The sequence below is a fragment of the Pseudoxanthomonas sp. LARHCG66 genome, assembly GCF_052871755.1.
The window spans coordinates 440,396-453,287 of sequence record NZ_JBIXJW010000004.1; the positions used below are offsets into that span (position 1 = coordinate 440,396).

General features: G+C 56.0%; 10 protein-coding genes. 2 read left to right on the forward strand and 8 right to left on the reverse strand.

Features of this window, described 5'->3' with window-relative positions; translation table 11 throughout:
- Nucleotides 1-199 precede the first annotated feature (199 nt).
- Nucleotides 200-1,042: a hypothetical protein gene (locus ACIPRS_RS14785; protein WP_446539065.1), complete on the forward strand. Its 843-nt coding sequence runs from the start codon at nt 200-202 to the stop codon at nt 1,040-1,042.
- 178 nt (nt 1,043-1,220) lie between these two features.
- Here the strand turns inward: ACIPRS_RS14785 and ACIPRS_RS14790 are convergent, their stop codons facing one another.
- The gene (locus tag ACIPRS_RS14790; protein WP_446539066.1) at nt 1,221-1,955 is read right to left on the reverse strand and encodes a hypothetical protein; all 735 of its coding nucleotides are present in this window, start codon (nt 1,953-1,955) and stop codon (nt 1,221-1,223) included.
- A gap of 481 nt (nt 1,956-2,436) precedes the next feature.
- On the opposite strand from ACIPRS_RS14790, the gene ACIPRS_RS14795 reads away from it, so the two are divergent.
- Nucleotides 2,437-3,171, forward strand: a complete 735-nt coding sequence (locus ACIPRS_RS14795; protein ID WP_446539067.1) for a hypothetical protein — start codon at nt 2,437-2,439, stop codon at nt 3,169-3,171.
- A 482-nt stretch (nt 3,172-3,653) separates the two neighbouring features.
- Here ACIPRS_RS14795 and ACIPRS_RS14800 read toward each other — a convergent pair whose 3' ends face one another.
- The 7 genes from ACIPRS_RS14800 to ACIPRS_RS14830 form a co-directional block, all read right to left on the reverse strand.
- A complete protein-coding gene (locus ACIPRS_RS14800) occupies nt 3,654-4,448 on the reverse strand; it encodes a M12 family metallopeptidase (protein ID WP_446539068.1) in 795 nt (264 codons plus the stop codon).
- 3 nt (nt 4,449-4,451) lie between these two features.
- Nucleotides 4,452-5,807 (reverse strand): hypothetical protein, encoded by a 1,356-nt coding sequence (locus ACIPRS_RS14805; protein ID WP_446539069.1) that lies wholly within the window; start codon nt 5,805-5,807, stop codon nt 4,452-4,454.
- A 249-nt stretch (nt 5,808-6,056) separates the two neighbouring features.
- A complete protein-coding gene (locus tag ACIPRS_RS14810) occupies nt 6,057-7,469 on the reverse strand; it encodes an SMODS domain-containing nucleotidyltransferase (protein ID WP_446539070.1) in 1,413 nt (470 codons plus the stop codon).
- A 1-nt stretch (nt 7,470) separates the two neighbouring features.
- Complete coding sequence (locus tag ACIPRS_RS14815; RefSeq protein ID WP_446539071.1) at nt 7,471-8,526, reverse strand: S-4TM family putative pore-forming effector; 1,056 nt, start codon at nt 8,524-8,526, stop codon at nt 7,471-7,473.
- Between the two features lie 214 nt (nt 8,527-8,740).
- A complete protein-coding gene (locus ACIPRS_RS14820; protein ID WP_446539072.1) occupies nt 8,741-10,552 on the reverse strand; it encodes an ATP-dependent nuclease in 1,812 nt (603 codons plus the stop codon).
- Nucleotides 10,553-10,672: 120 nt separating this feature from the next.
- Nucleotides 10,673-11,782: a hypothetical protein gene (locus ACIPRS_RS14825; protein WP_446539073.1), complete on the reverse strand. Its 1,110-nt coding sequence runs from the start codon at nt 11,780-11,782 to the stop codon at nt 10,673-10,675.
- A gap of 161 nt (nt 11,783-11,943) precedes the next feature.
- Nucleotides 11,944-12,804, reverse strand: a complete 861-nt coding sequence (locus ACIPRS_RS14830; protein ID WP_446539074.1) for a hypothetical protein — start codon at nt 12,802-12,804, stop codon at nt 11,944-11,946.
- Nucleotides 12,805-12,892: the final 88 nt, after the last annotated feature.

The window sequence follows — 12,892 nt, forward strand, 5'->3', positions numbered from 1 at the left end:
AGTCTTCGTATGTACTCGGTGTCTGAACTTGAACGGCATTCATTGGGTTGTTCTGCGCCATGAAGGGACCTTCGCGGACTAGAAGGGACATGCGGATCGTATGAATGCGCGCGCGCACTGATCAAAGTGGATCGGTATTCCAGAATCGATACACCCGGACTAGGCGTGACAAAACCGGACACCCCCGCCACCATGTGGCATGCCAATTGAGTTTCGCGTCCCACCTGAAGATGGTTGGGTTTCCCACATCAAAGAAGTTAAGCAGGCCCGCGGTACGGCTTGCTATGGCGCGTTGGCCGCGCATTTCGGGACGGAGTCCCCCAAGACCTTGGAGTGGCGTGCCGATCGGCGAGAGCTCTACGGCCAGGGCGACGATGATGCTGATCCCTCAGCGTCAAACAAGTATCGGCGCTGGCGACAAGGCAAAGCGCTTCCCAGCTCGGACTCCATTGAGTTCATCCGCGGCCGCACTGGTGGGTCCGTAAGGCTGGAGTACTGGAAGGACCTACCCCTCTGGGAGCTACTCGCTCCCGTCGCGCCGCCTATCTCGCGCCTGCATCGCCTCCTGGAGCAGATGCCGCTGAGTATCCGACTGCAGCTGTTCGACGACGGAGAGCCCAATCTGCGGGGACGGTTCGAGCATGTGTGGCCCGAGGGCGACAGGATTCGCGCAATTCGGAATCAAGCTTCTGTGGAAGCACTGATCGCTTTGCTATGCCTTGCCCGCAAGGGAGAGGAGATGGAGGACGATGCCCGGCACTACCTGCCTTCCGCATGCGCATACGACCTGCTGCCTCGCGTGCTCTACGGCAATCCTGCACTGCGCTATAGATGGGAGGGTCTGTTCGCCTGCATTGAGCGGCTGTTCTGGAACCGAATCTACTACTCAGGCCGATTTTCCGTGTTCCCAATCGAGGCCGTTCGCGTGGGGCTGCAGGCCCTGGATGCTGATCCCCGTGCCGTTCTGCCTGTCGTGTCGGGGCCCACAGATCGGCAGCTCCAGCAGGCCAGGATTCGCGACGCCTTACTCGAGCAGGCATGAGCGGACGTGCCCACTGCCTCCGGTAAAGGAGCGGGAGACCCCGGGCAGGACTGGATGGCCAGCAATCCAAGAATAGTCATACATATCAATGCTGCTGGCTTTTAACGCACAAGGCGTTAATTTAACGCCCTGACCAAAAATGCACGTTAAAACCGCCGGCTAGCGCCATTCGCACGCGTCACACAACTGAAGTAGAGAGGCTAAGGCGCTGCCGCGCGTGGATGAGCTCGGTGGCGTACCACTTCAAAGGCCGCTGGGGGTCTATGAACTTCACGTCGGGGAATGCCTCCTCGAAGTCCCTGATCTGCTCGTGAGGGCATAAACCGACGAAAACATCCTCGGCGGCGAAGGTGACTCCTCCCCGATAGAACGGCTGACGCCATTCACGCTCCCAGCGAAAGTCCACCGTTCCTATCGGCGCGGCCGCAGCTGCGGGGCTGCGAAGCTTCTGTCCGAAGACGCAGAAGAGAGGCAGTAGCTTCTCGGCCACGTCCGGGTTCGTATGCGCTAACTGATAGAGCACCTGCGCCAGTGCATCCTTGTCAGCTCGCTCGTTATTCAAGTAGAAGACGGGCGAGACCTCCTGTGCGAGCAGATTCTGCTTGAGAAGTACCAGGCCATACGACTCGAGGTTCACCGTTCGATAGCTGATGTCGAACAGGCAATGCACCTCACTCAGTGGCGTCTCGGTGAAACAAGTTGCACCAAAGTACCGCGGCCTCTCGCTTGCTGGGATATCGATACCCCCGAACCGAAGATCGCTGACCAGGGCGGCGCCGGGCGCTATTCGCTTGTCGTCGATGATCTTGCGCAGTATCTCTGCCGCCGTCATCTCTTCAGTCCGCCGGGTCAGGTGGACCAGGAAAGGGGATATGTCCCCTCTGAACTTCAGGATGTCATCGATTGATCGCATACCCCCTCCCTGAGTCTGCCAGCGCCTAAATGCTTACGATAAGAGGCCCGCTCTTGAAGCAGCAAGGGCATTCTGGCTTGAGCCATGGGCCAGCGAGAGGTAACGTGAATACCAGTGGCCACCTAGCAAACCACCATGCCCCCTCAGCCCAGCCAAAGCCCGCTAAACGAACTGCAGTGCTCACCGGTTGAAGTCGCGTCCACATTGGGCTTGTCGCTAGTGGAACTGGCGGAATTGCTGCGCGTGCACCGCAACACGCTCCGGCTCCATCCTGAGTCTGCCAGTGTGCAGCAAGGGATGGCGGAAGTTCTGCCGATCGTAGCCCGGCTTAAAGAGCTATTCGACGATCCATTGAAGGCAGGATTTCATTTCAAGAACACGCCGGTTCGCGTGCTGGGTGGAAAGACAATGCTAGGCGCCCTACGGACAGGGGAACATCAGAAAGTGGCCAGGTATCTTCAACTCATGGGCGCCGGACAGAATGGGTAGACCTCCTGCAGGCGAGCTTGACCAGAAGGGCGCACGAAGCCGCCTTGCCAACTGGGATGAGGACAGCATCGTCGAGTCTGCTTCCGGCCCGATGTGCTATGTGGGCTATATCTCCCCCAGTCTTCCGCCTGATCTCGCATATTTCGCTCCCTGCGTGGCAGCTAAAGAGGGTGCAGCTGACTCCCATCAGTTCATCCGCTTGAAGTCTGGCGCACTGATCTACTCGTTCTTCCTTTCAGAGGAGGAGCCATATCGCACAATCAAAGGGGCATCTCTTCGCCTTCCACGTGGTTCGGAAGACTATTTTGGTGTAGTGGATCACTCGCGCCAGTCCGAGATTGAGGATCTCACGCGCGTCATGTTTGGTGGCACCAGGGAAGAGATCGAGCAGCTGGCGATTGCCTACGCGCGTGCCGTGGGCCGTGACATCGGAAGCGCACCCCGTCTGACCTTCTCAAGGTCGCGATCAAACGCCTGCGACCTGACTGGCGTACTGATTCCCAGGCAGTTCCCCTACCTGGCATTTGCGCCATCGGATATGGATTGGGGGCACGTCTCGCTCTATGGGTTCTTCAGGCTGTTAGTACTGCAAGCCAGCAGTGGACGTAGTCCGTTACGTTCTTTCATCTTGGATCAAGGGGTGGATGAGTCAGTACTCAACGGCGTTGTGGGGCGGACCGAACATCTGATCAACGAGCGCATCCTGCACTACATGCGCCCTTACTAGCCCCAGTCGTGGAATTGGGTTGCAGTGAGCCCTGAATTAATCATGTCCAAGTCAAAGACTGATTTGGCGACGCTAGCGGCCGCCAGCCGCCTGCCTCGTGACGCCTTCCGCAAAGCCAGTCCTAGGAGTAGACGAGACAGCTGCGAAGGCTTGGCGCAAAGAGAAGCGGCCACTCTTGCATTGGTTTACACCAAAGCGAGAGCGGCCCTATCCCGATTTCCAGTCTAACGAGTCCGGACTCATCGATCAGACGCCAAGCTGCACGAAGTCTTTGACCGGCACTAAGGCCACGTCTAGCGCAATACATGGCGCATCGTGGAGTTGTTCATGGCGCGCACCTGCTTCTGGGCGATGCTCGCCCCATGGAAGTCATTACGTCCAGACCATTGCGCGTACTTAGGGTGACGCCTATGGAATTGATACGAGACCCAGCTACGCCGCGGTAGTTGATCCAGTGCCGACCTCGTCGCGCGCTCACTTTACTACCGACCGAGCGTTGGATAGAGCGCCTTTACTGCCAAGACGTCTCCATTGCTTATGCCGCTACCCCCAATCGGGACACCACTGTTCGATGTGATAGTAGGTTCGCCGGTAGTGGTAAACGCTAATGAAGGGTAATGCATCACGGACATCAGATCATAGGGTCCGAGAAGCTTTGAGCTCGAGTGCACGGGTTGATCGAACTCTGGCGAGTTAGCGGGATCAAAATTTCCTCGATGTATCGTGATGTAGCTGTCCCTATCAGAGCGACTGTGCTCATGCCAAAGGCCTATAACGTGGCCGAGCTCATGTATTGCCGTGCCCAGCGTAGCTCCGGGATGCAACGAAACTGACTGGTCTCCTCCAATACGACCAACATTTGATGCGCTGTGATCACCAAGCTCGAACACAACGTAGTCATCCTCCCCACGAAACGGCACGATCTTCAGTGGCGTTCTTTGCATCCAGTGAGCAGCCGCAGCCGCAACAAGTTCCTTGATGCTCGCATCACAGATGTAGGGAATGACCCCGGCCGGCCACGTGTACTTGCGGTCGCCGACGCCGTGGCCGAATGTCCTACTTGAGAAGTACAAAGCGCGATCCTTGAGCGAGGCGGGGGAGACAATAATGTCTCCCTCAAAGTGAAGCTCATCTCCATGCTGGCGGCAGTCGAGCTGTCTGACAAAGGAGCCAGCGGATGCCAATGAGAGGCGAGCCACGATCGTCGTGACGGGCGCCAGGCTGCGAGAGAACAGCTGCTCATCAAGCCGAAGATCGCCGATGGGATCGTTACACATGACCTACTCCGTCGGACAGTTGTAACCACCTGCGTCTATCACTGCCTTGCAGTTTCTAAGCTTATTCAGAGTCAGTTGCATCTGAAGCTCGTCAGCCTCTGCCTTCATGCTCTTCAGATCGGCCGACTCACGCGATGCTCTGAGGGCGGCTGCAGACTCGACGACGCCCAGCGCCCCGCCGGTTATACCCTCCATTTGCGCGTTGGAAGTCCAGCCGAATGTCGAACGCCTGCCAAACTCGTCCAGGCTCAAGCTCAAGTTTCTGGCCTGACCAAACCCCACGGTCAGGGGCAGGTACGTAACCTCGCCCCACTGCGCCATCGCCATTGGGGCCTTCGCTAGTGGTGTGAGGTCACTCTTCAGACTGGAATCCAATGATATTACAGTCAGCTTCGCTGCTACAGGCTCTCTGAACACAAGAGTAGTCGGACACTTCGCATCGGCAATGTCGCAAGAGATCTTCGCTGCCGTCCGGACCTCAGGCACGGAATTGTCAAAGATCTGATCGAATTGGATAGCGCTGCACGCAGCATTGCCGGGGACATCGTCGCCCCTTAGGCACCAGCCTATCGAGAACCAGTCTGCTGTCATCGTATCTGAACCAGGAACGGTGAACCACTTCTTCAGATCCTGGCGAGACCAGCGAATTCGCTCACCACCAACATTCTTCGGCCTATCGGATGCGGTGTCTGTCCGTGCGGGCGTCCCCGCAGGTGGAACATAGACCGTTCGGTAAAGTTCAATCTGCCTTGTAAGAGTCAGACTAAGAAGCTCGGTGCGGATGAGCGCGGCCTCGGCTGCAAATGCGTCAATCTTCTTCTGAGTTGCTGCGGGGTCCTTGGCGCCAACCATAGACTTTCTAAGATCACTTATGTCGGACGTCAGGGAGCCATACCTCACAAGTGCTTCCTTCGTGGTGTCATTGCAGGCTTGAGCCGTCGGCTTTGACCCTGCGGCCCCCACTATGGGGGCCACAATCTTTAGTACGTTACCTACTATCGCCGCAGTACGATCCTCGGTGCTGCTGTTGATCGATTTGATGGATCCAACCGGATGCAGCTCAATCTTTAGATCCTGCTTCTTGGTGTATGAGCGAAGATCCTCGCCATTCACTCTGAATCGGTGTTCCGCAAAGGGCGTAGGTGTAACCATGGGTATGATCGACACCTCAGCTTTCGCTTCCACCGGATTGCAACTGGTTAAGACCAAGTTCAACGCTATCTGCGCGTTCGTTACTGGTAATTGGTAATCGATGTAGCTCGCTGTGTTCTTTGGTTGCTCAGGTCTTGCCGTAGCGCAACCGCATAGGGCGAGAATTCCCGCACACAGGAGTTTGGTCTTGAGTGCTGTGCGAACCATGGCAATGCTCCTTTGTCACGAAATGTTGCGCGGTCAAAGTGAACTTGAGGGCTTTGTAGATGTCGCAACGGCAAGGAGCATGAGCACCGGACAAGCGAATGCAGAGAAGAAGAATCTCTCGGCTCGACGGTTAGTCACGCTGACTGTTAGTAAGTGTATTTACTGATCTCAGCGGAGGCGTAGCCGACTCAAGATCGGCAGACATTTGCACAACCTCAGGCGCCTCCGGGGCAATGAAACTATGGCGTACTACTCAATGACCACGTAGAAGGGCTCGCTAAAGCCGACTAAGCGCGAGTCTGCTTCACGCACAATGAAGGCTTCCACCATGTGTACGCCGCGAAACTCAAGCCACTCTTTGCGCATGTGCGGACTGTCGGAATCGTTGAACTCTCCACGCAAGGCACCTTTGAGTTTGGCGACAGTGCCGGTGTTGGTTACGCGCCAGTGAGTTCGATAGCCCGCCGGAGGCGTGAGCCCGCCTAGCTTCGAGAAGAAGTGAATTGATTGATTGGGCTCCAAGCTCATGCCGCTCTTGACCCCCATCAGACGCCCTTCAACCTTGCCAATCTTTGCCCCTACTGTGACCTTGGCGGCAATGAGATCAGACACCCAAGTCGGTGTCCGCCGCCAGTTCGGTCGAAGAATGTCCAAAGCCAGCGCGCCAAGCCCGCGCACGCGCACTGTATCTACTTCATCACGAGTTACTGCATCGAGTGCAGGCAAGCGCGCCTCTGTTGCAACAAGCGCCTTACGCACTGGAGTGGTGCCGAACTCATCACCGAAGACCTTGCGCCACTTCTTCAAGCTCTCTTCGGCATCGGTCTCAGCATAGGCTTGATCGATCCAGCCGCGGTAAAGGTTGATCTTACTCCGAAAATTTCCATACGAGACCGCTGTCCAAGAACTGGCTTGATTCTCGCTCGGAAGAACGGGATTGCTCACAACGGGGACGAAGGGGCGAGCTTGCAGCCAGTCATCCAGTCGACCGACGATGGTGCACAGTGCGGTCGGGAGATCAGGGAAGCTGCCAGAATCCTTATCGCCATCGTTAATCTGTAGTCCAAGCAGCGTTGTCAGAAGAAACGATGGACACGAGAAGTTGGTCTTGATGTCACGAAGGTACTTGAGGAGCCGGGTTGCTTTGCGAACGTGGTTTCCGCCAGCGGCGGCATTCCGGCCAGTGAGCCAGTCTGTGTACTTTTCCGGCTCCGTACGCTGAAAGACATTACTATTGCGGTCACAGACCTCGCGATCATCCTCTCTCACACGCCCGCAAACGCAGGGCGCGATGTCCATCTTTCGCTCGCCGGCGTACTCGATGGTCACACAGTGCGAGAAGACGCGGATCTTGTCCTTGTAGATCGGGTTCTCGCGAAACACACGAGCCAGGTCATTCACGTACTGGGAAGCCTGCCAATCGGCCTCTGGCTCTACGAATACGATGACATCGGCATCGAAAGGGTTACCTTCTACTGGGCGAATAATGGTCTTGTGTGCCCAGGATCCATGCCTGAAGAAGGAGAGTATCGTAGGTGAATAGTCGGAGCCGCGAATGACTTTCTTGATCGCTTCGAAGGAGTTGTCTAGAAGGTCGATTCTCGTGTCGTTGAGATTGACGGTATCGGCCATGAAATCATTGAAAGCAGCGATCTGCTTCATTTCAATTCCTTATGGCTTTATTCACGCGCGTGACAAAGGCATCCGCACCCGCCTTCATCTTCACCTCGAGCTTAGGTCGCTTGATCTTGTAGATCAGATCGCTCACCAGCGGACTACTTGCACGGTGGGAGAAGATGGCGTCTTGAAGTTCCCGTGCCCTCGCATCGGCCTTGCCAGTACGCTTGGCCTCCACGAAGGTGTCTAAAGACTTATCGATCTCACCTAGTAGGCGATCCACAAGCTTTATCGTGTCAGCTTGGCGCTGATTTTCGCGTGCGACCCAAGTGAAGAAGGGTCCGAATGGAATCAAGAGGCCAAGCAGAACTTCGATCAGTGTAGTGTGGAGAAAGAACATTAAAAGCACCAGGAAATAGGCCCCCGCTATGGACCAAAGCACCGCGCGGTAGGTGCTGCGCACCTTGGAGTCGTACCACAAGTTGGTGCGCTGGCAAACTAGTCGTGCCACATGTAATGGCATGGCGCAGGCTTGGGCTGGATACCAGTCCACCAGCTTTGTCCGAGACTCCGCGTCGAGCGGCGGATGCGCGTACTCCTCGATGTCTTGAGGTGAAATCTGCGTCCCGGCAGTGAATGCGTTCCACTTCATGCCCAACACGTAGCAGTCGAACTGTTCCTGCAAGCGCGCAGCGATCTTGATCATCTTCTTACGCCATACATCGAAGGCAAGAGCGTCAATGGCGCCGACTGTGAGGGCGAGAAGACTTACCCATGGCTTGAGAGGGGCGAAGTACAACGACACAAGCAAGGAGGCGGTGGGCAATGCAAAGGTAAAGCCGAAATACCAGGCTTGAACATGCTTGATGCGAGCGAAGACCCGATTGCGGGCCCACAGGATTTTGAGCATTTCCGGCGTGTTCTGCCGGGCGCTGATCTCGTTCTTTGGCTCATCCGTGATGGCGTTTATGTCCCTCGTCCCGGTCTCCCAAGGTCCTTGGTCGTATGGCTTGTCTTGGCTGTTTCCGATCAGATTTTGCGCAGCGCACAAATCCGACGGGAACTCGGCCCCCTGCGCATATATTCGTGACTGACCTGGCACCTTTCAATGCCCGACCGTGCGATGCCGTCAGCACTGAGACTCGCCGTTACGGTCTGCAGCCTACCGTGCACCGTGGCAGGGTAACGCTTACCCACGAATGGGGGACGGGCGTGCTAGCCAGGGTACTTCCTCCCTCCCAGCTCTCTTTCTCCATGAGAAAGAAGCCCGGAGATGAGCGCGGATAGGTGCCCCGCCGCTAGGGCATCAGTAGTGCTCACCCTTCCACCTTGCCGTTTCCATCCAAGACTGGCCCGCCGCCATCGTGCGTTGTTTGATCAGTGCTATCGCCTTTCTTTCGATCCGCGATTTTGCCCACACTCTTGACTGGAGCTGCGCTTCCCTTGTGAATCCTCTCAGTGAATTCACGAAGGTCTCTCAGTGACGAAGAGTTGAGTTCTACATTGGTGAGCACACTGGTCACGAACTTAGGTCCATGCCCTCCCTGCGTGGGGCAGAAGCTCTCGATTTCTCCGCTGGGTACCAGATAAATACCCGACTTCTGAAGAACGTCGATCAGCGACTCACATTCCTGACGTGCTTGTCCATTCGGCACTCCGTTCAAGCCATATTTCTTGACGCCGGACCATGGCGACTTACTTTTGTAGGCATCATCTACGTCCTGCTTCTTCGGCAGTTTGTCGGCAGGGACACCATCTAATAGGCCCCGAATCTGGACTTTGATCGTCGCCTCAGTGGGGGGCGTGCCCTCTCGAACCGCAGAAGAAACGCGATGCCAGTGCTCTTTGGCAGCAGGCCAGTCTCCTCCTACCGCCTTGACGAGCTTCTCAAGGAAAGCACCATCTGAGATCGCATCGAAGTCCAGGACAACTTTCACCGGAACACCAACGGCACGCAAGATCTCGGCCGCAAGTGGCATACCAGCCTTCCCTCCCGTTGGAACATAGGCGGTGTCAGGCCATGTCTGTTGCTGAGTCTCCTGCATGTAGTCCGCAACGGAGCTGAACAAGCGACAGTCGCTGTCGTCTTCGCAGAGGATGGCTTGATCGTGAAACATTGCGTCCAAAGCGCCGGAGAAACGAAGGACCGGCGTCTCCCAGAGCTTCTTGATAGCGTCTGGGCTTGCCTCGTAGACCCAGTTGACGCTTCCCTCTCTACGGATTCTCAGAATTCGTACTTTTCCCTTCTGCCCTTCGAGAAATCCGCGAAGTATGTCGCTGTCATGGGTTGCGACGAACAACTGGCCCTGTGCTTCAGTCGACAAGGTCTGACCAAGCTTTCGTGCCTGAGGAGGGTGAAGGAAAGCTTCTGGTTCATCTATGCAGATTACATCGCGGGCTGAGACCACAGCTTGAAACAGAATTCCTGCATAGCTCCTCATTCCATCACCCTGCAGATGAAGAGCGGGGTACTTCTTTATTTCGTTCGTATAGGCCTTTGTTGCCCTGTCAGGAAACTTCGACCGATCCGGGCTATCGCCAACATGAATTGGAATGTGCTGCCCGCCAAGATAGTTGATGACCAAGCCTTGGCCGAACGCGCGTTCAAACAATCCTGAAATCTTTGCCATCAGCGCGTCATCGCGATAGAGCAAGTGTTGGGGCATGCTTGGCGCGTCTTCGTCCCCAATCTGCATCTGCAGATTGCATATCAGCAGCCGGCTCGCTGCGTCTAAGTTCCTTACGAATCCATCGCTCAGTCCAGCAATGAGGTATGAACGATTCCAGTATTGAATGGCATTCCTATTGACCTGCCAGTCTCCAACAACGAACCCAGCTTCTGTCTTATGGCCAAATCGTTGCACGTAGGAGTAGAGATCCTCTTGCGTCCCCTTCTTCTCCAGAACCAACTCCCTGAGCACGACGAGGTCATTGTATTCATCGCCGCCCTGAATCTTGGAAACGATCTCGCGGATGGTGCGGGACTTCCCGCTATTGTTAGCACCGACCAACATGACCTTGTCCACGGCCTCCAACTCGATCTCATCTCCGCTGGAGAACTCCAGCCTCGAAAGCCAAGCACGAGGGATCACGTGGGCCTTGGCTTCATCCTTGAGAACTGCCGACATTATCTTGCTCCTTACAGTGTTGGGTTCTATGGTCAGTCGGGAAGTGTTTTAGAAGACAGATTGATCCTGATCTCGCCTCATCTTGCGACAAGCGTGATTCTCGGGAGGCCTGTGCGTAGGCTAAGAATCGTCGTTCATTGTGGCAACCCAATTCTGTTTCAGACGAGCCAAGTATGTTGCGTAGTCTTCTTCCTCAACATGTTGTCCGTTGAACGTTCCTTTGGTGAAGAACTTGCCTATCTCCTTGCGCGATCTCTCGATGTGCCCGTCTTCTACCTTCATGAGATCGCATAGGTGGACGATGCAGATCTCGCCAGTAACGGCTAACACATACATTGCTATCTCTGCATTGCGCTGTGAACTGAGGTGAGCGTCGGTTGGGATATTGGCCGTGTGAACTACGCGATTGCGCGTTCCATTAAGAAGCTTGACCCTCGCTACTTCTTCAGCGCCTGGTGAGACAGACATGTATTCCTTTTCCTTAAGGAAGTTCATCATCTTGAGCATTGCGGATGGCGAGAACAGACCACCCAGACGCGCGATGGCATCTTTAGCAGTGTCGCTGGTGCCTAGCTCTGAGCCTATCGTGGACTCAAGTGCCGCACGAACCTCCTTGAACTTTTTCTTAAGTTCAGGCGTTGTGGAGTCCGGTTGTGCTTTCTGCCAATTGGTCACGACCAGATCGAGCGCGGCACTCGCATAACACATTCGACCAATAAGATCGTTTACGGAATTCCCATTGACCAGAGCCCAGACTGCGGGGCCTAGACCCGCAGCCTGGACAGCCTGAAGATCCGGCCAACGCTCGCCGACGGTCAGAAAGTAGTTTCTGCCTACAACCCTTTCACCATAGTAGGTTCCTTCCTGGCCTGTGATGTCCTTCTGCGTTAGTACCTCCCGACCTGTTAGGAAGCTGAGCAAGGTACATAGTTCGCCGATCCCGTCTGGATCGTGAGGGCCGCCTAAGAATGGGTGCCCGGTTTCCAACTCGCCAACCAGTCGAACTGATGCGGTCTCAACTATCTCACCCGCCTTAGCGTCGGCTTCCTGAACAATGGGATGCCCAGAATGGTCCCATGTCTGATGCACCACGGCGTGCTGTGGCATTCGCAGAGCTGATGCTATGTGTTCTGCGGTTACGGTGAACTCATACGGTCCGAACCGGAACTTGCTCGGCGCGTCGATCCCATGGTCGAAATTGAAGGCTGCGAATACTTCAGGTGCATTCATAAGGAATGTTCGCTCCAGCACAGATGTGGTCGGAATATGTAGTCGTTTCGATAGCTGCGTTCGCAAGCGGGCCATGACCGCGCGTTTGATCGTGACCGCGACCCATGCCTTGCCGAAGATCTAACCGAACCAAGTTGAACTTGTAGCCTCACTCGCGACGGTCACTGAGAGTTCGATATAAGGACGCCAACCGCCAAGCCGAATCCCAGGACGCCGATCATCAAGACCAGATAGCCCACATTGGCAATTAGCCGCTGCATCACCCGCTTCCTCTCGTGGGCCTTGGAGGCTTCAAAGCTCGCGAACTCGACAACGCCTCCCGCAGAGGTGTTGTGGAACTCGTAACGATTGAGCGAGTTTCCTGTTTGTCGCGCAAGAGCGAGCAGTCCGACCCCGATGCCCAGTGGAATCAGCGAGAGTCCGCCGAGAATGAGTGGCAGCTTCTTCCGGAATTCGCGCCCGCGCTCGGCACGTCCGGCTTCGTGACGTTCGCTCTGGTAGTCGGCAAAGCGCTGACGGCTGCCGCCCACGCCGGTCAGGTCCACGAATCGATCCTGATACTCGGGCGGAAAGTACCGCTGGGCTACTTCCTGCGCGGCTTGCGGGCTCGCCTTGAAGTAGCCCATCTCCCTTACAAAGCGCTGGCGACGGCAGGTATCAAACAGATTGCCGAAGTAGCCGCACTTGTCGCGCCAGCCTGGCTCCGCCTCCATTCTCTTGTTGATGGCCCGATATGCCTGGCTGTAGGCATCTAGCAGCTCACGGGCAGATGGTGGAGCCTGAGACACGTTGCCGCTACTACTCCATGTATGGGCAAGAGCACTGTGGAGCATCATCAGGCGCCCAGCCTGACGCCCTGCAACCTCCTCGGGCTCAGCATCCCCAGCATCTGCCAAGATGTCGGACTGAACCTGCTCTGGCGAAGGGTACCTCTTCAAGGCGGTACTATCGCCGTCTGCGGCCCACACCGACCCTACACACGCGCCCAGCAGCGCGATCGCCAGCGTTGCAATCATTTTCATACTGTTCCCCTGATTGATGCCGATTCAACAATCTTCTGAGCGAAAACGTGTCAACGTAAATCGAGCGTTGCGTTGCGGGTGAACCTGG

What these genes read in the sequence shown, in the direction of transcription:
- ACIPRS_RS14790 (WP_446539066.1), bottom strand. Translation starts at nt 1,955, where the DNA reads ATGCGATCAATCGATGACATCCTGAAGTTCAGAGGGGACATATCCCCT.
- ACIPRS_RS14830 (WP_446539074.1), bottom strand. Translation starts at nt 12,804, where the DNA reads ATGAAAATGATTGCAACGCTGGCGATCGCGCTGCTGGGCGCGTGTGTA.
- ACIPRS_RS14825 (WP_446539073.1), bottom strand. Translation starts at nt 11,782, where the DNA reads ATGAATGCACCTGAAGTATTCGCAGCCTTCAATTTCGACCATGGGATC.
- ACIPRS_RS14795 (WP_446539067.1), top strand. Translation starts at nt 2,437, where the DNA reads ATGGGTAGACCTCCTGCAGGCGAGCTTGACCAGAAGGGCGCACGAAGC.
- ACIPRS_RS14805 (WP_446539069.1), bottom strand. Translation starts at nt 5,807, where the DNA reads ATGGTTCGCACAGCACTCAAGACCAAACTCCTGTGTGCGGGAATTCTC.
- ACIPRS_RS14810 (WP_446539070.1), bottom strand. Translation starts at nt 7,469, where the DNA reads ATGAAGCAGATCGCTGCTTTCAATGATTTCATGGCCGATACCGTCAAT.
- ACIPRS_RS14785 (WP_446539065.1), top strand. Translation starts at nt 200, where the DNA reads ATGCCAATTGAGTTTCGCGTCCCACCTGAAGATGGTTGGGTTTCCCAC.
- ACIPRS_RS14800 (WP_446539068.1), bottom strand. Translation starts at nt 4,448, where the DNA reads ATGTGTAACGATCCCATCGGCGATCTTCGGCTTGATGAGCAGCTGTTC.
- ACIPRS_RS14820 (WP_446539072.1), bottom strand. Translation starts at nt 10,552, where the DNA reads ATGTCGGCAGTTCTCAAGGATGAAGCCAAGGCCCACGTGATCCCTCGT.